Raw genomic sequence first — 20,645 nt, 5'->3', positions numbered from 1 at the left:
AGCAATCAGCGGCTTTATTGGCCACAAACCTAGTGGCATTTCGGCATCGCGTTTGCTCTTCACCTCGGTACGGTTGAATCCACACGATTTACTCATCTCTGAGGTCGCATCATGAATACTCCATCTGTTTCGGAAACTTGGCTGCCGCGTGAACGTCGCGACTGGCTGTGGCAACAAGGCCGCGAACGAAAGTGGCAGCTGTTCGTCGGCGTGTTGCTGGCGGTGGTTTTGATTCTCGCCGTTCAGCGCTGGAGTCGACCTGCGTACGTAACGCCATTGCAGCGCTATCCGCTGCGGGCAACTGTTCCACTCCGCTCGGATGTGCCTTTGCGTACCGACATTCCGCCGCGAACGAGCGATCCGCTGCTGAATGGCAGAACGCTCAACTATCCCGCAACGGCGATCGGCAACTTTCCGGTGTACCCAGTTGGTCCCGGCGGCCAAGTGATGCCGTTCTTTAATCGCAGCACGCGCGATCAGGTTGTGAAAGAAGCGTACTTCGTAGAGAAGAACGCAGGGCGGCCATTGATCAACGGCGTAGGCGTGGCCGCGTATGAGATTCGATTCGAGCCGAAGGACTACGACGCTGGCGCTCATCGCTGGGGTCGACTGGTCAGCGATCTGACATTCCCGGCGAACACTGAATCGCGAGTTGTCGTCCGCGTCGTTGATCCGGTTCGCGCCGGCCAACGAATGTATGGCGCGCTGTTGTTGCGGCTAGCCGACGGTGAGCTGGTGCAATTCGAAGCCAGCCAGGTCATCGTGCAAGCTGATTAGCCGACGTCGCCGAGTTCGAGCGCTTCGCCGTAGCGGATGAGAACCATCCGCTTCAGGCGGGCGTAGGCGGGATCTTTCAAATCAGGATCCGCGGCGATCGAAGTTTGAGCGTCGCTGCGGGCTTCTTCGACGATCTCCACATCGCGTGAGAGATCGGCAATTCGCAGCGGCGGCAAGCCATGCTGACGAGTGCCGAAGAGATCTCCCGGTCCGCGCAACTGGAAGTCGAGTTCCGCGAGTTCGAAGCCATCGTTCGAGCGTGTAAAGGCATCCAGTCGTCGCTGAGCTTCGTCGGTGCTGGGATTGGCATAGACGCATAAATAGCCCGGATGACTGCCGCGGCTGATGCGACCTCGCAATTGATGTAGTTGGGCCAAGCCGAAGCGTTCGCCGCCCTCGATCGTCATCAGCGTGGCGTTCGGCACGTCGACGCCGACTTCGACGACGCTCGTGCTGACCAGCACCTGCACGCGGCCCCGGCGGAATGCTTCCATGGCCGATTCTTTTTCGATCGGCGTCATGCGGCCATGCAGCGCGGCCAGGCGGTGTCCCATCAGTTCGCCGCGCTGCAGCACTTCCAGCGTCTGTTGCACGCTGGCGGCTTCGACGGCCTCGGTTTCTTCGACGAGCGGCACGATAACGTAACCCTGTCGCCCTTCGGCGATTTTCTGCCGGAAGAAATTCCACCAGCGACTGCGCTGGCCGTCTTCCGCGAGATAGGTATGAATCTTCTGCCGGCCCGGCGGAGCTGAGCGGATCGTCGAAACATCGAGATCGCCAAACATCGTCATCGTCATGGTCCGTGGAATCGGCGTAGCCGTCATCACGAGATAGTGCGGATCGATGCCGGCGCGCTTGAGCGCGGCCCGTTGATTCACGCCGAACTTGTGCTGTTCATCGATCACCACGAGCCCTAAGCGAGCAAAGCGGCCTCCCTCGAGGGCGTCGCTCAAGCCATCAAGCGGCTTTTGATCCTTGGCCGCTCCTGACTGATTCAGCGCGTGGGTGACCGCGTGTGTGCCGACCAGAATATCGAGTTCGCCAGCCGCGAGCGCATCGAGCGTCTTCTTTCGCTCGGCCGGCGTGAGCGAACCCACAAGCAAACCGATTCGCACTTTGCTGGCTTCGAGCGCGGTGGTCAGCGTCTGCACATGCTGCCGCGCGAGAACTTCCGTCGGCGCCATTAGAGCGGCCTGCTTGCCATGAGCAACGGCGAGCAACATCGCGTACATGGCGACAACCGTTTTGCCGCTGCCGACGTCTCCTTGCAGCAGCCGGTTCATCGGCACTTCGCGTCCCATGTCGGCAGCGATCTGATCGATGGCAATGCGCTGCTCTGTCGTCAGTTCAAACGGAAATAGTCGCGTGATGCGGGCGTCGATCCGCGCCGATGTCGGCAGCGCCGGCGCGCGTCGATGATGCGTCAACCGCCATTTGCGAATTGCCAGCGCCAATTGCAGGATGAACAACTCCTGATAAATGAAGCGCCGTCGCGCTTGCTCCAGGCTGGCCTGATCGCGCGGCAGATGCATCTGCGGCAACGCAGCCCGGATCGGCCACAGTTGGTGAGTATCGAGAAACTCATCCGGAAAAACATCTTCCACCAGCGGTGCATAAGCTTCGACAACACCCGCCATGATCCGCCGCATCTGCGTTTGGTTCAGCCCCTCGGTGAGCGAATAGACCGGCAAGATGCGACCGGCGGGAACATCGTCATCGTCGGCCAATAGCTCGTACTTGGGATGGACCATTTCCCAGCGAATGCCCTGCTGCTTCGGTTCGCCCGAAATCAGAATCCGCCGCCCACTTTGAAACTTCCCGCGCAGGTACGGCTGATTGAACCACAGGCAGCGCAGATAACTAGCTCCTTGCTTGATGAGCACTCCCAACAGCGACTTGCCGGTGCCGACGTTGCGCAGATCGACCTCCTCAATCACTCCCGCAACGCTCGCCAGCTTCCCTTCTTCCAGCTGGTCGACCGTCCGCAGCTCGCTCATGTCTTGATAGGCGCGCGGAAAATTGAAAATGAAGTCGCGGGCGTAATGCAAGTCGAGTTTCGCGAGCAACTCCGCCTTCACCGGCCCGATCCCTTTCAAGAACTGGGATGGCGTGAGGAGCGGGTCGGTCGTAACAGACGGAACATTCATCGACGTATTATACGAAAAAGTAACATAGGTGCCGTTTTCTCTTTGCGCGACTTGCATTTTTCGGTGCCACCGATTCAACTGCGGTACGGGTTATTTTTTCGCAGCTGAAGCCACTCCAATCACTCTCTCCAGGAGAGGCGCGATGTCGCCACATGGTTCCCAGGATCGACCGCGCCGCGGGTTTACCCTGGTCGAATTGCTGGTCGTTATCGCCATCATTGGCACCCTAGTTTCGCTGCTCCTTCCCGCCGTGCAAGCCGCCCGCGAAGCTTCGCGACGGATCAAGTGCCAGAATCAACTAAAACAGCTCGCACTGGGTGTCGAGAACTACGAGAGTTCGCTGCGGACCTTTCCCGCCTCCGGCATTGTCGATACGAGCATCGCGAAGTACGAATCTCGCTCGGGCAAGATGTTCAGCTGGATCGTCCTCACCTTGCCGTACATTGAGCAGGCATCGCTGCATACTCAGTTTGATTTCAATGTCTCGGTACTGAACCAGCCGAACGAACCGCAACAGGCACAGCCAGCCGTGCTCCTCTGCCCCAGCGATTCGGCCAAGGGGCGGCTGTATCAAGATCCAACCTTCACGAACAATAAGATCTTCGGCAAGGGAAATTATGCCGCGTTCGTCGGCCCCATGCATCTCGAAGATCAAAACCGTTTTCGGGGTGTGCTGACCTCGCACCAGCCTCATGCCCACAAAGATGTGGCGACCGATGGCGCTTCGAACTCGGTCATGCTTTCGGAAGTCCGCACGCGGCAGCAGGCAACCGATCCGCGCGGGGCGTGGGCGCTTCCTTGGAGCGCGACGTCGCAGCTGGCCTTTGATATGCACGATACGATCAACTCATTTACGACGGCTGCCGTGGGTTACACGCCTTCCGCGTCTAGCCTGGGATTGACGCAGCCACCGAATAACATACGGACCGCCAATCTCGACATGGTTTATGGTTGTCCCGATCCTGTAGACGCCCAACTGAAACGCATGCCCTGTAGCGCCTACGGCCCTTCACCGTACAATTATCTCTCCTCGCCGCCGCGCAGTTTGCATCCCGGTTGCGTGAACGTCGCTTATGCCGACGGGCACATTTCGACACTCACCGATGGCATCGACGAGTTCGTGATGGCCAGACTCATCAGCATCGAAGACGGCCAGCAGGTCACGCCTCCTTAGACGCAGCCAACTATGAATCAATCACCTGTTGCCGCAGGCGCCATGATTGTCGGGTTGCTGCTCATGCTGCTCGGCTATTTTTCCGAGGCGGTCATTCCTGGCAAGACTGTCTGGAACGACGAGCAAGCAGCCGCATATCAAAAGGCGTCGGGCGAGCTCCACGGAGCCAGCTACGGCAAAGGGCATGACCATTCCAAGGAACACGCGCACAACGAACCGGATCGCAGCTCGCCCGAGTATCTCAAAGCCAAAGAAGCCTTTGACCGCGCGAAGAGCGAACTCGATCGCGCCGCGAACCGCCAGATCTGGATCAAGTACGGCATCATCCTGACCGGCGTAGTGATCTCTGCCTGCGGGATTGTCCGCGTCGCGCTCGACAAGATGCAGGCCGATGAAGAAGCGACCATGACCCACAGGCCCAAGAAGCGTTCATCTTAGCTCAGCCGTTAAGCCAGCCTGTCTAACCAAACAGCGTTGGAATTACCGAGCCCTCGCGCACGATCGTCACTGGCCGGCCGGTGCTCGTGTGGTATTCCTTGCGGAAGTCGATTCCCAGGCTGTGGTAGAACGAGGCCGCGACCTGATCGGGCGTAATCGGCTCGCCTGCCGGGCCTTGACCTTTGTCGTCGCTGGCCCCAATCACCTGGCCACCACGAATGCCGCCGCCCGCGAGCAGGGCGAACATCGCCCGCGGCCAGTGGTCGCGGCCCGCGCTGGGGTTGATCTTCGGCGTGCGGCCGAATTCGCCGATGACGAAGACAGTAGTCGATGGCAGCAGTCCCTTCAGGTCGAGCGTGTTGAACAGTCCGGCCAGTCCTTGATCGAGTTCCGGTAGCAGGCTCTCTTTGCACTTCTTGAAGTTGCCGCTGTGCGTGTCCCAGCCGCCAAAACTGACGGTGGCGAACTTGACGCCCGCTTCGATCAGTCGCGTCGCCAGCAAACAGCTCTGCGCAAACTTTGTCGTGCCGAACGGCTCCGCGATCTGGGGATCTTCGCGACTGATGTCAAAGGCCTCGCGAGCTCGAGGTGAACTGATAAGATCAAAGGCTTGCTGACCAAAGCGATCTAGCCCTTCGACAAGTTTGCTGCTGTTGCGGAATTCATCGAGCCCGGTGTCGAGCTTGCCAAGCAATTGATTTCGCGCGGCAAACTTTTCGGGGGTTTGATCTTTGCCCAGCGAGATGCCGCGGACGCTGTATGGTTGCCCTGCCGACGGAACGCTGCCGGTTTGCAACGGCGCATATCGCACACCCAGATAACCGGCCCGCTGCGGCGTATTGGGAATGGCGACGAAATGCGGCAAATCAGAGGCGCCGGTCAATTCGCGGCTGATCACCGAGCCATAGCCCGGGTAGATGAGCGACGGCACTGGACGGCTGCCGGTGTTAACGTAACTGGTGCCCAATTCATGGCCGGCCAGCGTATGGCTAATGCCGCGCAGCACTGCAAATTTATCGGCGCACTTCGCCAATCGCGGCAGGTGCTCGCAAATCTGCAAGCCCGCGACGTTTGTGTCGATCGGATTAAACTCGCCGCGGAACTCGGCAGGAGCATCTGGCTTCAGATCAAAGGTATCCATGTGCGGCGGCCCGCCACCGAGATAGATGAAGATCGCCGACTTACCTTTTGCCGGTTGAACCTCGCCGGCGCTCGCGAGTTGCAAATAGCTGCTGAGCGTGAGACCCGCGGATCCGAGCGCGCCGATCTGGAAAAAATCGCGGCGAGTAACGCCGTCGCAATAGCGGTGTGTCATAGAGCGTCCCTGTCCGAAACAATTAATGGATGACGACGAACTCTTTGGTATTCAATAGCGCCCACAGCAAATCTCGCAACCCTGCGTGCTGATCTGCCGCCGCCGCATGTTCGCGAGCAATCGTCAGCTCTTTTTCATTCGGCGGGCGACTCAGCGTGCGCAAGTAAGCTTCACGAATGATCGCGTCGTCGATTTTCAGATTCTTGTTGCCCGACAGTTCCTTCAGCCAGCCATCCTTGCGGTCGAGTAACTGCTCCAATTCCTGATCATTCCGCAGAAAAACCCGCTGCAGCAAATTCGGCTCGGCCGAGCGTTCGCAATCGCAGTTGATCGCCCGCGGCGGCTTGCCGAAGAGATTCACCGCATAGTTACTCGCGCCGGCATCGCGGCCAGTGAGTCCACTGACCACGCCGATCGCACGAAGCGCGGCTGGCTTCTCATCGAGAGTCTTTCGCGCTTCCTCCGTCGCCGTTGCGTAAACGAGAGCATCGTAAGTCACTTCGGCGGGCAAGCGACGAATGACCGCGCGACTAAAGTTGCGTTCGTCGTGCAGATTCGTTGCATTCGGTCGGCAACTGAGTTGATAGGTATAACTGCGGGTAATTTCGCGGTGCAGCCATTTCAAATCGTATTGGTGCTCGATGAACGCCGCCGAAAGATAGTCGAGCAGCGCGGGATTGCTCGGCGGGTTAGCCAGGTTGAGATCATCGGGTGGATCGATCAGCCCGACGTGGAAATAGCTGGCCCACACGCGATTGACGAGCGCCCGCGCAAAGTAAGGGTTGTCAGCCTGCCGCATCCAATCCATCAGCGGTTGGCGCGGATCGGGATATTCATTGGTGACGACCTCTTCGCCGCCGAGGAGTCGCGGCGTGATCACTCGGCCAGCTTTGTTTGGCCGCGGCTTGTTGTTTTTGGCATTCGGATTCGGCCGCGGCACGCTGAGGTCCTTGAACGGCAGAGTGTTCCCTTCGCCCAGCAGCGCGACAAACTTTCGCTTGAAGTCACCGCTGTCTTCATCCCCCGTCAGACCAAGGGCCTCTTTCATTTCCTTGGTTCGATTGCGATCGCCGCCCCCGTAACGCACGCCGTCGAAGAACATCGCGAATTGATCGAAATCCTGCTTCGTCCATTGATCGTAGGGATGCTTGTGGCACTCGGCACACTGCAGACTTACGCCGAGAAACGAATAAGCGAAGGCGAGGGCCTTGCCTGAGGAACTGCCCAGTTGCCGCCGCGACCAATAGTAGGGCATCGTTTCGCGGGCGGCGAAATCGGCTGGCTTGTCGCTGCGGAAATAGCCGCTCATCTCGGCGCTGTAGTCATCGAACGATTGCTCCGGCTGTTTGCCGGTCGCGAGGACGATGCCTGCGACGAGCTTGTCGTAGGGATCATTGCGCACGAGACGCCGCTCAATCCAGGCGTGCCACTGACGGGCCTTCGCGCCGTTCAGATTCTGTTCGCAACCCTGTGGACCGAGCGCGCTGGTGTTTCCTTGCCAATCGCACATCTTCGTGGCCCACCACGTCGCATAGGCGGGTCGTTCGAGCAACTCGTCGATCTTGCGATTCCGTTTGTCTGACGTCGTGTCGGCAAGAAAGGAGGTAATCTCTGCAGGCGATGGCAGCGTCCCGGTGATATCGAGACTCGCGCGACGGAGGAAATCAGCATCGCTGCACAAATCCGCAGGAACGATCCCCAGCTTGCTTAACTTGGCAACGACGAGCTCATCGACCTTCGTCGGCGTGGCAACCGGCGGATACTTCGCACCAACCAGATCACTGACTGGCAGCAGTACGGGAATCGGCGTTACGCCGTTGTCATAGAAAGCGACGACGGCGGTATCGCCTGGTCCGAGCGCCGTGACCACGCCGTTTTCGTCGATCTCGGCCAGCGATTCGTCGTTGCTCCGAAAACGGCAGAGGGAAGTGACGTCTTCCTGACTCCCATCGGTCCATTCAGCAATCACGCGCAACCTGGCCTGCTCTCCCTTTTTGCGGAAGACAATCTCGCGTGGCTCAACGATCAACCCGAGAATCTCGGCTTCGTTTTCTGCCACCGGTTTTGCACCAGCAGCAATCCAGCGCTGCAGCAGGTGATGCTGCCAGGTGTTCTTCTTGAGGCGCTCGCCACCCTCGTGATCCGTGCCAAGCGTCGGCTTTTGCAGGATCAAACTCGCCGCGGGATTTTTCAGATCGGTGCGCGGCGTTTCGCCGCCCAGCAGCGCCGCATGATCGGCAGCGAAGTCGTACCCAAACAGCGACAGCCGAAAACCGCCCTGGCCTTGAAACGAACCATGACAGGCCCGGCCGTTGCAACCAAGTCGACCGAGCAACGGCAATACATGTCGCCGGAGGCTCGGCTCTTCGTCACCGGTCGCTGCCGCAAATCGTTGCGACGCTGGCGGCAAAATATCCGCTGCAACCAATGTCTTGCCGATCACGGCCAACGCAGCCACGATGACCAATTGAGTAATGTAGCGCATCGCCGGCCTCATTCCGCCCTACAACATCTCGCCACTGCCACACTTGGATCAGCATATATTGATCCAAGTTTGCTGTCGCTAGGAATTTCGGCGCGAGTTTAATGTGCCGGCAATACCCAATCGCTCACTCGCCGCGCCCCTTCAACCACTCCGCGCGGAGTTTGTTCCCCGCAGCTTGCGGCGAATCATCGGCCAGGTACCAACGGGCCGCGATGTCGTTCTTCCCCAACGCTTCATAGCTACGCGCCGTGACATAGCGCGCGCCGGCCTGCCATTCGCTTTCGCCCGACTCGCCGCGGGCGATCGGCTCGAGCCATTGAATCGCGTTTTCGAATTTGCCTGTCTCGAAATAGCTCAGCCCCAGCCAGAAGGTGGCGGTATTCTTCGAGTAGCGCATCGCTTTGCCGATTTCATCCATGTAGCGGGCCCGCTGCTCGGGATTTTCGCCGAGGAATTTGTATTCCTGTTCGGAGAGCATCTCGCGGAGAAAATCGGGCGACGACTCATACAACTTGATCTTCTGCGCGGAGGGTCGGAAGGAGAGATAGACACTCCGCGCACCCGGCGCCGTTTCCAGATCTTCGAAGCGGCCGCGGAGCAGGTAGTCGCGTCCCTGATTGAGCGTTACATTCCGCGGCTGACGTTGCCGTTGCTGTTGGCCCTCGACCAAGGAGCGATCGACGGTTTGCGAATCGCCCAGGTAGATCATTTGCTCGTTCGTCATCATCGCTTCGCGGAACCGCCATTTTTCGCTGATCTTGGGATCCAACTTGCTGGCTTCCGGGATCGCAATCGCGTACAAGATTGCTTCGTAAGGAACTCGCCACAGCCCCACGCTGCTGATGTGCTTGACTCGACGGAATTTCTTGTCCCATTCATTGGGCTGCGCTGTCAGAACCAGATCGAAGCGCGTAACGGCGGCGCCCCCCGCAACAGGTTTCGGCTCGGTGCGCGACTGCGCGCGGGCATTGTTTAGCGGTTCTTCGAGCAGTTTCATCCGCCGCGACAAAGACTCCGGCTGACTCTCGATGAGCACGGCAATGTTCTTTAGATTCTCGGCCGTGATCGGATACACTTCGCCACCAGGCGGTTGCAGCGCAGCTCGCAGCGATTCATCGGCGATAAATTGCGAGAGCGTGGCAATGCTCTTGCGATCGGGCCCAGGAATTGCCAAGCCGAGCTGCGGATCGAACAGGTAGAACTCTTCGTTCACATACACGGCTGCTGCCCAGGCCTGAGGACCGCCCAATTCGTTTTCGTGAATAATGCCAAGCATCACGGCCGGAATGCCGGCCTGACGGCAAAGCTGTACAAAGATCCGTCCTCGTTCCCAGGCGTCGCCTTGCGCGAACTGCAGCGCATGCTTCGTCAGCTGTTGATAACCGGGGCCGGGCACACCGCGCTCGTACGGAGGCCGTTGATCGATTTGCTTGCCTTCTTCTACCTTCAGCTCCGGCCCCTTCGGCTGCGGCAGCAACAGCTGCAGTTGAATGTTGCGAACCGTCCAATCAAACAGTCGTTCGGCTTGGCGCAGTTGCCGCGCACCATCAATCTGGCCACTCTTATCCATTGCTTCGAGCCAGGCAGTGAGTTCTGGCGGTGCGCTGTCTTGCGAGACGCGCTGCGCAATGTCATTCAGCCACAAACACTGTTGCAAATAATCCAAATCCGATTGCGAGAAATCGAGATAATCGATGCCGCGAAACGCCGGATGTTCGCGGAGGGCTCGCGGCAAGTTACGAAAGAGCGGATCTAGCTCCCACTTCACCGCGTCGACATCCTGCCGAGCCAACCATTGCTTGAGGTAAAAGAGCGAGTTGGTGACCGACCGATTGCCGGTCACGCGCCGAAACTGATCTCGTTCCAGAGAGGATGGATTGTTCATGCCGCGCAGCGCTTCAAAGGCCAGCGTCAATTCATCGACGGGCGAAGCGGCCTGCTTCGTATCGTCGACTTCCATCACACTCTGAGCGCGCGGCACACAACCGACGGAATTGAAGCTGATGAAACCGGCCAGCAGCACGAGGAAGGCGATGAGGGGCCAATAGCGAATCAGCAGGCTGGACTGCTCTCGATTTACCTCTGGCGACGGCTGATCTCTGTCGATGGCTTTGTAGTCTTTCATGCGAAGTCCTCCACCGCGGCGCGAACCTTGAGGACGCGATCGAGCACCGCGGCGAATTGATCGAGAGGAATCATGTTGGGCCCATCGCTGGGTGATTGATCGGGCTGAGGATGCGTTTCAAAGAACAGGCCATCGACACCCACGGCGACGGCAGCGCGGGCCAACGGTTCGACCATAGCGCGATTGCCGCCGGTCGCGTTACCAAGACCGCCTGGTTCTTGCACGCTGTGCGTCGCGTCATAAATCACCGGCGGCCCGAGAGCTCGCATGATCGGCAGCGAACGCATGTCGTTCACCAGCGTGCCATAGCCGAAGAATGTGCCGCGTTCGCACAGCAGCACATTCGGGCAACCGGCAGCGTTGAGCTTGGTGACGACGTGTTTCATATCCCAAGGGGCCATGAACTGCCCCTTTTTCACGTTCACCGCGCGGCCAGTTTCGGCCGCAGCAATCAGCAGATCGGTCTGCCGCGCGAGAAAGGCGGGAATCTGCAGGACGTCGCAAACTTGCGCGGCAACGGCGGCTTGCTGCGACTCATGAATGTCGGTCGTCACAGGCAAGCCGAATTGTTGTTTCACTTTGGCGAGAATCTCCAGACCGCGCTCGATCCCCGCGCCGCGAAAGGCGCCGCCGCTAGTTCGATTGGCTTTGTCGAACGAAGCTTTGAATACAAGATTGACCGGCCTCGTGCTGGCGATTTGTTGCAGTTCGCCAGCGATTCGCAGCGTGAGCTCTGCGGACTCGATGACGCAGGGGCCGGCGATCAATAGCAGCCGTTCGCCGCGGCCGCAGGCATAAGGGCCGACGCGGGCGGGATGATTGGTGGTGGTGATTCTCGTCATGATTCCTCGGTCCCTGAAACTGTACTCCAGCGATTCTTTCGCTGAGTTGTTTTTGGTAGACGCATTCTACTGATTTGCGGCGATCTGGCTGGCCGCCTGCTTCTCGGCCCACTCGCGTGCAACCAGCAGGTTCAACCGTCCCGGCCGCACGCAAATCTCCACCGGCAGCGTGCCGCCGGGATCGCCATCGAGCTGGAAGGGTACATCGGTCGACGCTTCGATCCTCAATTGCCTGGTGCGAATGTGCGTGAAGTCTGTCATCGATTGCTGCTGCCCCAGCATGATGCCGCCAAGGTAGAGCAGACCGTTCCAGAGCGAGCCCTCGCGAAACGTACACACGTCGAGCAAGCCGTCGTCGCCCGCAGCACCAAGGGCCAGATTGAGGCCGCCAGCGTAACGCGGAATGTTGACCACAAATACCCAGCGAGCGGTGAGCTCTTCCGTTAATTCGGTTCCCGCAGCGGCATCCGTCGGCGCGTACCGCACGCGCAGTTCCGGATATTCGTACGTACGGATCGCCTCGAAGATTGGTTTGATATACGACAGATGATGAATATTTCCTTTTCGCTCGGTGTGGAGGCGGCGGACGACTTCGGCGTCAAAACCGCAACCCGCCATCAGCGAAAAGAGCCGGCCGCCGGCGTCACCCATGTCAAATGAGTGTGTGATTCCGTCGGCAATCACCTGCGCCACGGCAGCCGGCTCGGCCGACAGGCCCAAGTGCCGGGCCAGCAGGTTCTCGGTGCCGAGGGGCATGATGGCCAGCGGCGCACCATGGGGCGTGATATTGGCGAGCAAAGCAATCGTGCCATCGCCACCGGCTGCGACCGCGGCTCGCAGTTGGTCTGCGGCGTGCAGCTCCTCAGCGCGGGCTTTCAGCAGCGCGATATCGGTGAATTGCTCAGTGGTGAAGCCGTGTCCGGCGAGCGCTTCCGAAAGGTGCTCCGCGGCGGCACTGCGGTCACGATATCCGGCCCGCGGATTGACCGAAACGAGAACAGTCCGTCGACTAGCCGCCAGTGTTTGCCGCTGCGGCAGAGTTTGTTGCTGTGAATCGCCAGTTTGCATTCTTGCAACTTAGCAAACCGGCCAATCGAAACAAACGGCACGCCTGGACGGGTGCCCCAAAACGCTGCTGCGCAAAATCATACACCTGAGCAGAAACGATACTGCTCCAAACTGCCAAACGCATCGTTTTTGAACACCGGCGCGAAGCCGTTTCTCTTCAGAAGTTGCTGAAAATACGATTTCCAGAATCCGAAAAATCGCAACCCTCTTTCAGCCAACGGCTTGCGACACAAAACAAACGGCTGCAGCGAAATGGCACACCGCATGCTTAAAGGTCTGAACATCACCCGCAGTGGGTGAGATTTTGTGCAAGTGGCCCGTTGGGGGCTCTGACGGAATTTACGGAAGCGGCAGTTAGCCCCTGGTCGCTTTCGTTTTCCATACGTTCATTGGAGACGTCAGAGCCCCCACTTTCTTTTTCGGGCCAGCTTACAAATTATATTGCCGGGCAGCGAAAAGTCGTTACGAATTTTCGTTTCCAGTCGCTCGCAATTCGCAGTCTTGCGCTACCGTTCGCTTCGCGAAAAGGTACGGTCTTTGCTTGTTACCTTCCTCGACAACTTTCGTTCCAACGAGGAGGAATCAATCATGCAAGCTCAAGAACCGATGGTCTTTCAAGACTCAGTCGTTGCCATCTACCACGACTTCGCTGCCGCGCAGGAAGGCATCCAGCGACTACAGGAAGAGGGCTTTAGCAGCCTGCAGTTCTCGCTGGTGGGTCGCGATCCCGCGACGCATCCCGAACTACGCGGGGCTGCCGAAGCGGGCGACCAGACCGAAACTCAAGCCCTGAACGGCGCTGGCGTGGGCGGTACACTTGGAGCAATCGCTGGTGCTACCGCGCTCACCATGACTGGAATTGGACCGGTCATTGCCGCGGGTGCTCTCGCGGCGGGACTGACTGGCGCGATCGTCGGTGGTCTGCTCGGTGCGATGCAAGGCTGGGGAATTCACGAAGATCATTTGCAAAACTACGAAGAGATGATCAAGCACGGTCGTTGCTTGGTGGTCGTTCAAGGCGATGCCGCGGAAGTGGCCAAGGCGTATGGAACGTTGAACACGACCGACGCCGAAAAGGTCGAAATGCACGCCAAGATGAGCGACGACTCGCCGGAAATCGACGACCGCCCATTGCCTCGCTCGGCTAAGTAAGCATTTGATCTCTATCGCGATCCATCAACACCTCGGTCGCTGGCGTTCAGCTAGCGACTCGAGGTTGTTTCATGTCGCCAAAAGTATTGGCACTGCCTCGCGCACTCGCTACATTCAGCGACTGGTTTGCTCTCATCTTTGCGAGGAGACATGGATGGCAAGTGCGCTTCCGCCCGAGACATTGCGCGTAACGATCTGGAACGAGTTCATTCACGAGCAAACCGTCGATCAGGTTCGCCAGATTTATCCTAGTGGGATACATGCCGTGATTGCCGCGGCTCTCGAGGCAAAATTCGGAACCGAGGTGTGCGTTCGCATTGCGACGCTGGCCGAGCCGGAACATGGATTGACCTATGCGGTTCTCGCCGAGACCGATGTGTTGCTCTGGTGGGGCCACGCGGCGCACGATCGAGTTGAAGATGATATCGTGCAGCGAGTTCACGAACGCGTCTTGCAGGGAATGGGCTTCGTTGCACTTCACTCCGCACATGCGTCAAAAATCTTTCGCCGCTTGATGGGAACGAGTTGCATGCTGCGTTGGCGCGAGGCTGCCGAGAAAGAGCGGGTTTGGGTCATCGATCCCGGGCATCCCATCGTCAGCGGCCTGCGTGACGAATGGTTTGAGTTACCCAACAGTGAAATGTACGGCGAGCACTTCGACATTCCCGCGCCCGAGGAACTCTTCCTCGTTAGTTGGTTCGAGGGTGGCGAAGTTTTCCGCAGCGGCTGTGCTTGGCGGCGCGGCAAAGGTCGCGTGGTCTATCTCAGCCCCGGCCATGAGACCTTTCCGATTTATCACAACCCCAACATGCAGTTGCTGATTGCGAATGCCGTTCGCTACGCTGCGCCGACAGGGGGCATGTACCTCGGCCAGGGCCGCAACATCGTGCCGTCCCTCAGCCCGATCAGCGCGACGCACGTGGTCGATGAAAACCTGCATCGCGCGAAATAACCGCCACCGCCCCGCGGCGGTGGTTCACCGGATTCTGCAGTTACTCCGAAATCGCCAATTACTTCATCGGCATCGGCGTCGCCATCGGTTCTTCCAATCGCACGAGCAGCCATTGTTGCGTCGTGCCGTCGGCAAAATGCACGAGCGCGGGAGCCGTATCCTGCGTCAAATTCGAAATGCCGGTTTCCATGATCGGCCGAGTCTTGCCTTTCACGGTCCAGGCGGCGCGCTGACAGCTTTTGTCGGCCATCCCTTCGATTTCCTGCGTCGAATTGGTCGCCGTGTTGTTCAGCAAACCGGTGATGATCCCTTGTTTGCTGATGGCGAGTTGCAGAAACATCGTGGGACTTGGCCCCGACTTCTGGCCATCCTGCGTGAGTGCAAACACACCCAGCGGCAGCCATTCTTGTTGATCGGGTTTGAAGTCGGGAGCACTGGTGGCGATGTCCTCTGCCTGTTGGGCATAGGCTTCTTCCGTGGCGACCGGTTGATCACCGTAATAGACCTGCCCATCGTCGTAGTAAACGTTCTCGCCATAGCCGTAGCCAACCGGGTCGGTCCAGCCGTAGCCGACCCAGCCGGTGAGCGCGGCCCAGGTGGCCCAGCGATAGGGGCGATTGATTCGCCAAGCAGCCCAGTTGGGATGATCGGCCCAGAAATCGAGACGCGGATGATTCTCACGAATCTGGTCGCGAATCTCATCGCGGCGTTCGACGCGGTTGTCGTGGCGATCCTGCCAGTTGTTGATGCGATCGGGACGATTGCTGGGCAGCTGGCTCGGACGATTTGCAATGCCTGGGCGATTGTCGATCCCCGGGCGATTATCAATGCCAGGCCGGTTATCGATGCCCGGCCGATTGGCAGGGAGTTGGCTCGGGCGGCCGCCATCACGCAGAAAATCGGCGGCAGCCCCGCCGGCGATTCCGCCGGCCACACCGCCAGCAATGTTGCCCGGACGATTCGCAGGAAGCTGGCTCGCGCCGGCGCCTGGCTTGATATCCAAGAAGTTTTGCAGCTGCCCTTGAGTAGGCCGCGTCGCCACGCCAGCGCCAGGACGAGTCGCGCCCGTGCCTGTTCCAGGACGACCAGCGATCGGCTGCGAAACCTTTGGCGGCGAAGGCCGCGAAACATTGGGAGTGCTCGGACGAGTTGCCGGTCGGGCAGCCGGTGCTGCTGGTCGCGGCGCAGGTCGGCTCACCGAAGGTGCGCGCGACATGCTCGCGCCGCCGCCCATGCGGGCTCCGCCACCTCCACTAAAGCCACCACCACCGCGACCGCCGCCTCCGCCGCCGCGGGCCATCAGTTCAGAAGTGAATGGCAAAGCGCAAACGCCAAGTATCGCTGCGAGTAGCAAAAATCGTTTCATGGGAATTACCTGAATCGTCGTTGAATGTGGGAGAATTATTTCGAACGGCCTACTTATTCCTTTTGACGCACCACCAGCACCGCGTCGGTGTTCGGCAACAGTTCATCGCCGATCTGGCCGTTCACAATCTGCCAGGTGAACTGATCGTTGTTCACCAGCGTGATGATGTTCACCGACGATGCCTTTCGTCCGTCGTTCGCCGTGCCGGTAGTTTGCACATGCCAGGCATTTCCCTTCTTGCTCCACACTCCTTCGCCGAACCCTCCTTCGGAATCAAAGACCCACGAGCGAATCTTCTTGTTCGCCGCATCCCAACCCACGATCTGCATACCCGATTGATTGATCCGCTCACCGACCGAAATCGTGAACGAGCGAATCAGAAAGTTCTGATTCTTGGCCCACTGCACCTGCGTTTCGATCTTGCCGTTGTCATCCTGATCGATCCAGTTACCGACCATCCACTCGAGTTCCTTCAGCCGCTCGTAATTCGAATGCGGTTTGAACGGCTCTTCCTCGGTAACGCGATCGAGTAGCCATTGTCCGTCGCGCTTGACGTACACCGCAGAATATTCGGTCTCGTCGGGCGACTGATTCGGCGCTGTTACTTTCGCCGTTCCTTGTTCGATGGCCACGCCGGGAGAAACAAAGCGAATGCTCTCGGTCTTGGCTTCGAGCTTCGAACCTTTCGCCATGGCAAAGTTGGTCGCGAATTGCTTTTCGATCGCTTCGCGGCCTGCGGCTTCGGCGCCAGTCACGGGATTTGTGTAAACGGCTTCAGGCGACCAGAGCGCCGCGAGCGCCTTGGCATCGCCGGCGTTGTACGCCGTGACATAGGTGGCGACGGCTTGGCGAATTTTCGCTTCTTCCGCGGCTTGATCGGCCGCGTTCGCTACTGCGCACGGCAGCAAACACAACAACAACCACTGGTAGGTCCGAGACATATCATTCCCTTTATGCAGATGAAGGATGCAGATCACGAATTACAGACGATTCCCCAAGATTGTCAAGGAACAGCTGCTGAGAGAGTAAAAAATCGGCAAGCATTCGTGCTCAACCCACGCGCACTGTAAACTATTACGACCTTGTGTACTTGTCCGACGTCTGCCCCTCGGATCACTTTTCTGTCATTCATGAAACGCGACAAAAAGAGCAGGCAAGAAGCCGAAGTCACCACCACCGAAAAGCTTTCTCGCAAAGATTACGACCGTGAGCTAAAGAAGCTCCACGTCGAACTCGTCAAACTGCAGGAGTGGGTCAAGCATCAGGGCTTGAAAATCTGCATCGTCTTCGAAGGCCGCGACGGCGCTGGCAAGGGAGGAACGATCAAAGCCATCACCGAGCGCGTCAGCCCGCGCGTGTTTCGCGTCTTGGCGTTACCTGCGCCCACGGAGCGCGAAAAATCGCAGATGTATTTGCAGCGATACCTGCCGCACTTTCCTGCGGCTGGCGAGGTCGTGATCTTCGACCGCAGCTGGTACAACCGCGCCGGCGTCGAGCGAGTCATGGGATTCTGCAGCGACGAACAGGCCCGCAAGTTCCTGGAAGCTACACCCGCCGTCGAAAAGGCCATGGTTGAGTCGGGCATCGTGCTCATCAAGTATTGGCTGGAAGTGAGTCCCGAGGAACAAACTCGCAGGCTCGAAGGGCGAATCCACGACGGGCGCAAGACCTGGAAACTTTCGCCCATGGATCTCAAGTCGTACAGCCGTTGGTACGAATACTCGCGCGCTCGCGACGAGATGTTCCTCGCGACCGACACTTCCTGGGCACCCTGGTACGTCGTTCGTTCCGACGACAAGAAAAAAGCTCGCCTCAATCTGATCACGCACTTGCTCGACCAGATTCCATACAAGGAACTGACTCACGAAAAGATCGTGCTCCCCAAACGGCAGAAGCCCGGCGACTACAAAGAGCCCGATTATCCGTTTCGCTATGTCAAGGAGCGATTTTAAGTCTCCTGCGCGCGAAGCTCACCTTCATTGTCCGACAACTTGAGAAGACACCGATGCCTGCCGAATCCGATCACTCCGCTTCTGCGGAACACGTGCGGCTGCTTGCCGCGCGTAATGCTCACTCTCCGTGGAAAAAGTGGGGCCCCTACTTGAGCGAACGGCAATGGGGAACCGTGCGCGAGGATTACAGCGAAGGGGGCGATGCTTGGAATTACTTTACGCACGACCAGGCCCGATCGCGCGCTTATCGCTGGGGTGAAGATGGTTTGGCTGGAATCTCGGACGACGGCCAGCGGTTGTGCTTTGCTGTCGCACTGTGGAATGGTCAGGATGCGATCCTCAAGGAGCGGCTGTTCGGTTTGACCAACTGCGAGAGCAATCACGGCGAGGATGTGAAGGAGTATTACTACTATCTCGACTCCACGCCGACCCACTCGTACATGAAGTACTTGTACAAGTATCCGCAGGCCGCGTTTCCCTACGCCGATTTGCTCGAAAAGAGTCGGACACGCAGTCGCACGGAGTTCGAATACGAGTTGATCGACACTGGTGTGTTCAACGACGATCGCTACTTCGACGTATTCGTCGAATATGCGAAGACGACTCCCGAAGAAATCATCATTCAAATCACGGCTTGCAATCGCGGTCCGGAAGCCGCCGACTTACATCTGCTTCCCACGCTCTGGTTTCGTAACGAATGGACTTGGCAAACCGATTTCGCCAGGCCGTCGCTGCAGCAAGTGGCCGGTTCGTCGCAGAACGTCATCAAAGCGACTCACGAAGTGCTGGGAGATCGCTATCTCTACTGCGGCGATGCGGCGCTGCTGTTTACGGAAAATGAGACGAACAACGAACGACTATTCAATACTGCCAACCAGTCTCCCTACGTGAAAGATGGCATTCATCGTTGCGTGGTGAACGGCGAAGCGAGCGCGGTGAATCCCGCGCAGGTCGGCACCAAGGTCGCGGCCCACTTCCGCTTGAATATCCCGGCCGGCGAACAGCGCGTGGTGCAGTTGCGACTGAGCGATCTACCGCCAACCAGCAGCAATCACCAGGCAGCTAATCTCACCGAACAAGTGGCCCAATTGCGGCGCGAAGCCGATGAGTTCTACGCAGCCATCACGCCGAAAAAGCTTTCCGCCGACCAAGCCAGTGTCATGCGGCAGGCGCTGTCGGGAATGCTCTGGAGCAAGCAGTTTTATCACTACGACATCAACAAGTGGCTGGAAGAACGGGGCTGCGATCCATTTCAAGCCAATCGGAAAGCCGCGCCGCGCAATGGCCAGTGGCATCACATGTACAACGGCGATGTCATCTCGATGCCCGACAAATGGGAGTATCCCTGGTACGCGGCTTGGGATCTCGCCTTTCATGTGACCGCACTCACGCTCGTCGATCCCGACTTTGGCAAGGAGCAACTCAAGCTGATGCTCCGCGAGCGCTACATCCATCCGAACGGGCAGATCCCCGCCTATGAATGGAACTTCGGCGACGTGAATCCGCCGGTGCATGCCTGGGCGACCATCTTTACCTATCGTCTCGACAAAGGCGTGAACGGCGAAGGAGACAAGGAATGGCTGAAGAGCTGCTTTCAAAAGCTGCTCCTCAATTTCACCTGGTGGGTCAATCGCAAGGACCGCTCCGGCAGGAATGTTTTCGAGGGTGGCTTTCTGGGACTCGATAACATCGGCGTCTTCGACCGGAGTGCACCATTGCCGACCGGCGGTTACCTGGAACAAGCAGATGGAACTGCGTGGATGGCCCTGTTCTGTCAGAACATGCTCGACATCACCTGCGAGCTCGCGCTCACTGATTCCGATTACGAGGATATGGCCCTCAAGTTTACGCAGCACTTTCTCTGGATTGCTTCCTCAATGGGCCAGGTCGGCGAAGGAGGCATGTGGGACGAGGAGGATGGCTTTTATTACGACGTTTTGCGATTGCCCAATGGACATTCGCAGCGGCTGAAGGTGCGCTCGATGGTCGGCTTGTTGCCGCTTTGCGCGGCGACCACCTATTCGGGCGAACTTTTGACGTTGCGCCCCAATATCGCCAAGAAGTTGAAATACTTTTTGGAAGCCCGTCCTGAAATTGTGGCCTCGATTCATGACCCCGGATTGATCGGCGTGAATGGTCGGCGACTGGCGTCGATTCTCGACGAAACGCGACTCCGCCGTGTGCTGGCCAAGATGCTCGACGAGAACGAGTTCCTCAGCGAGTTCGGTTTGCGATCGCTATCGAAGTTTCACGAGCAACATCCCTATTCGATGGATGTGCACGGGCAAACCTATAGCGTCGGCTATTTGCCAGCCGAGTCCGACACGGGCATGTTCGGCGGCAATAGTAACTGGCGCGGGCCGATTTGGATGCCGGTGAATGCGCTCGTCATTCGCGCGCTGCTGCAGTACTACTCCTTCTACGGTGATGCGTTTCAGGTCGAATGCCCCACGGGCTCCGGCCAGATGATGAATCTTTACCAAGTCGCCGAAGAACTGGGGCGCCGATTGGGCAGCATCTTTACGAAGGACGAGGCGGGGATTCGACCGGTCTTCGGCGGCAACGAGAAATTTCAGCACGATCCCGAGTGGCGTGATTATTTGCTGTTCTACGAATATTTCCACGGCGACAACGGCGCTGGCCTCGGCGCGAGTCATCAAACGGGTTGGACCGGCATCATTGCCCGCATCCTCCATTTGTTCGCCACTCTCACGCCCGAAATGGTTGCGGGAGAAGGCGGCGCGGCGTACTTTGCCACGCAGAATGGCAGCGCGTCGAGCGAGCCTCTGCAGACAACACCCGTTGGCGCTTGATCGCCCTGTCGCTATTTCATTCCTGCCTTTAGGTTCGCT

15 protein-coding genes are annotated in these 20,645 nt (G+C 58.5%); 7 read left to right on the top strand and 8 right to left on the bottom strand.

What is annotated here, in order from left to right; all coding sequences use genetic code 11:
• Positions 1-111: 111 nt before the first annotated feature.
• Positions 112-777 (top strand): hypothetical protein, encoded by a 666-nt coding sequence (locus M9Q49_RS09655; protein WP_254508518.1) that lies wholly within the window; start codon positions 112-114, stop codon positions 775-777.
• Here the strand turns inward: M9Q49_RS09655 and M9Q49_RS09650 are convergent.
• A complete protein-coding gene (locus M9Q49_RS09650; protein ID WP_254508517.1) occupies positions 774-2,924 on the bottom strand; it encodes an ATP-dependent DNA helicase RecG in 2,151 nt (716 codons plus the stop codon). The two genes, M9Q49_RS09655 and M9Q49_RS09650, sit on opposite strands and share 4 nt — an antisense overlap.
• A gap of 142 nt (positions 2,925-3,066) precedes the next feature.
• On the opposite strand from M9Q49_RS09650, the gene M9Q49_RS09645 reads away from it, so the two are divergent.
• Entirely contained in the window at positions 3,067-4,098 is a 1,032-nt protein-coding gene (locus M9Q49_RS09645; RefSeq protein WP_254508516.1) for a DUF1559 domain-containing protein, read from the top strand.
• A 12-nt stretch (positions 4,099-4,110) separates the two neighbouring features.
• The gene (locus M9Q49_RS09640; RefSeq protein WP_254508515.1) at positions 4,111-4,536 is read left to right on the top strand and encodes a hypothetical protein; all 426 of its coding nucleotides are present in this window, start codon (positions 4,111-4,113) and stop codon (positions 4,534-4,536) included.
• Between the two features lie 22 nt (positions 4,537-4,558).
• Here the strand turns inward: M9Q49_RS09640 and M9Q49_RS09635 are convergent, their stop codons facing one another.
• The 5 genes from M9Q49_RS09635 to M9Q49_RS09615 all read right to left on the bottom strand — a co-directional run bounded on the left by M9Q49_RS09635 (position 4,559) and on the right by M9Q49_RS09615 (position 12,371).
• Positions 4,559-5,851, bottom strand: a complete 1,293-nt coding sequence (locus M9Q49_RS09635; protein ID WP_254508514.1) for a DUF1501 domain-containing protein — start codon at positions 5,849-5,851, stop codon at positions 4,559-4,561.
• 22 nt (positions 5,852-5,873) lie between these two features.
• Positions 5,874-8,336 carry a DUF1549 and DUF1553 domain-containing protein gene (locus tag M9Q49_RS09630; protein WP_254508513.1) on the bottom strand — a complete coding sequence of 821 codons (2,463 nt, stop codon included), beginning with the start codon at positions 8,334-8,336 and terminating at the stop codon, positions 5,874-5,876.
• A gap of 124 nt (positions 8,337-8,460) precedes the next feature.
• Positions 8,461-10,461: a CDC27 family protein gene (locus M9Q49_RS09625; protein ID WP_254508512.1), complete on the bottom strand. Its 2,001-nt coding sequence runs from the start codon at positions 10,459-10,461 to the stop codon at positions 8,461-8,463.
• Entirely contained in the window at positions 10,458-11,303 is an 846-nt protein-coding gene (kdsA, locus tag M9Q49_RS09620) for a 3-deoxy-8-phosphooctulonate synthase (RefSeq protein WP_254508510.1), read from the bottom strand. Before kdsA ends, M9Q49_RS09625 begins: the two co-directional genes overlap by 4 nt.
• A gap of 66 nt (positions 11,304-11,369) precedes the next feature.
• On the bottom strand, positions 11,370-12,371 hold the full coding sequence (locus M9Q49_RS09615) for a diacylglycerol/lipid kinase family protein (protein WP_254508509.1): 1,002 nt from the start codon (positions 12,369-12,371) through the stop codon (positions 11,370-11,372).
• Positions 12,372-12,959: 588 nt separating this feature from the next.
• Here M9Q49_RS09615 and M9Q49_RS09610 point away from each other — a divergent pair.
• Positions 12,960-13,523, top strand: coding sequence for a hypothetical protein (locus tag M9Q49_RS09610; protein ID WP_254508508.1), 564 nt, complete (start codon positions 12,960-12,962; stop codon positions 13,521-13,523).
• A 154-nt stretch (positions 13,524-13,677) separates the two neighbouring features.
• The gene (locus M9Q49_RS09605) at positions 13,678-14,475 is read left to right on the top strand and encodes a ThuA domain-containing protein (protein WP_254508507.1); all 798 of its coding nucleotides are present in this window, start codon (positions 13,678-13,680) and stop codon (positions 14,473-14,475) included.
• Positions 14,476-14,533: 58 nt separating this feature from the next.
• Here M9Q49_RS09605 and M9Q49_RS09600 read toward each other — a convergent pair whose 3' ends face one another.
• Positions 14,534-15,841, bottom strand: a complete 1,308-nt coding sequence (locus M9Q49_RS09600; protein WP_254508506.1) for a hypothetical protein — start codon at positions 15,839-15,841, stop codon at positions 14,534-14,536.
• Between the two features lie 53 nt (positions 15,842-15,894).
• Complete coding sequence (locus M9Q49_RS09595; RefSeq protein ID WP_254508505.1) at positions 15,895-16,782, bottom strand: SgcJ/EcaC family oxidoreductase; 888 nt, start codon at positions 16,780-16,782, stop codon at positions 15,895-15,897.
• A 189-nt stretch (positions 16,783-16,971) separates the two neighbouring features.
• On the opposite strand from M9Q49_RS09595, the gene ppk2 reads away from it, so the two are divergent.
• Complete coding sequence (gene ppk2 / locus M9Q49_RS09590; RefSeq protein ID WP_254508504.1) at positions 16,972-17,793, top strand: polyphosphate kinase 2; 822 nt, start codon at positions 16,972-16,974, stop codon at positions 17,791-17,793.
• Positions 17,794-17,846: 53 nt separating this feature from the next.
• Positions 17,847-20,606 carry an MGH1-like glycoside hydrolase domain-containing protein gene (locus M9Q49_RS09585; protein WP_254508503.1) on the top strand — a complete coding sequence of 920 codons (2,760 nt, stop codon included), beginning with the start codon at positions 17,847-17,849 and terminating at the stop codon, positions 20,604-20,606.
• Positions 20,607-20,645: the final 39 nt, after the last annotated feature.

The organism is Anatilimnocola floriformis (assembly GCF_024256385.1).
Classification (GTDB): domain Bacteria; phylum Planctomycetota; class Planctomycetia; order Pirellulales; family Pirellulaceae; genus Anatilimnocola; species Anatilimnocola floriformis.
The sequence above is the reverse complement of the archived record's forward strand: the minus strand, read 5'-3'. Positions and strand labels throughout refer to the sequence as shown.

Coding starts and splice junctions, on each gene's coding strand:
- M9Q49_RS09645 (WP_254508516.1), top strand. CDS start 3,067: ATGTCGCCACATGGTTCCCAGGATCGACCGCGCCGCGGGTTTACCCTG.
- M9Q49_RS09640 (WP_254508515.1), top strand. CDS start 4,111: ATGAATCAATCACCTGTTGCCGCAGGCGCCATGATTGTCGGGTTGCTG.
- ppk2 (WP_254508504.1), top strand. CDS start 16,972: ATGAAACGCGACAAAAAGAGCAGGCAAGAAGCCGAAGTCACCACCACC.
- kdsA (WP_254508510.1), bottom strand. CDS start 11,303: ATGACGAGAATCACCACCACCAATCATCCCGCCCGCGTCGGCCCTTAT.
- M9Q49_RS09655 (WP_254508518.1), top strand. CDS start 112: ATGAATACTCCATCTGTTTCGGAAACTTGGCTGCCGCGTGAACGTCGC.
- M9Q49_RS09625 (WP_254508512.1), bottom strand. CDS start 10,461: ATGAAAGACTACAAAGCCATCGACAGAGATCAGCCGTCGCCAGAGGTA.
- M9Q49_RS09615 (WP_254508509.1), bottom strand. CDS start 12,371: ATGCAAACTGGCGATTCACAGCAACAAACTCTGCCGCAGCGGCAAACA.
- M9Q49_RS09650 (WP_254508517.1), bottom strand. CDS start 2,924: ATGAATGTTCCGTCTGTTACGACCGACCCGCTCCTCACGCCATCCCAG.
- M9Q49_RS09630 (WP_254508513.1), bottom strand. CDS start 8,336: ATGCGCTACATTACTCAATTGGTCATCGTGGCTGCGTTGGCCGTGATC.
- M9Q49_RS09595 (WP_254508505.1), bottom strand. CDS start 16,782: ATGTCTCGGACCTACCAGTGGTTGTTGTTGTGTTTGCTGCCGTGCGCA.
- M9Q49_RS09635 (WP_254508514.1), bottom strand. CDS start 5,851: ATGACACACCGCTATTGCGACGGCGTTACTCGCCGCGATTTTTTCCAG.
- M9Q49_RS09585 (WP_254508503.1), top strand. CDS start 17,847: ATGCCTGCCGAATCCGATCACTCCGCTTCTGCGGAACACGTGCGGCTG.
- M9Q49_RS09600 (WP_254508506.1), bottom strand. CDS start 15,841: ATGAAACGATTTTTGCTACTCGCAGCGATACTTGGCGTTTGCGCTTTG.
- M9Q49_RS09605 (WP_254508507.1), top strand. CDS start 13,678: ATGGCAAGTGCGCTTCCGCCCGAGACATTGCGCGTAACGATCTGGAAC.
- M9Q49_RS09610 (WP_254508508.1), top strand. CDS start 12,960: ATGCAAGCTCAAGAACCGATGGTCTTTCAAGACTCAGTCGTTGCCATC.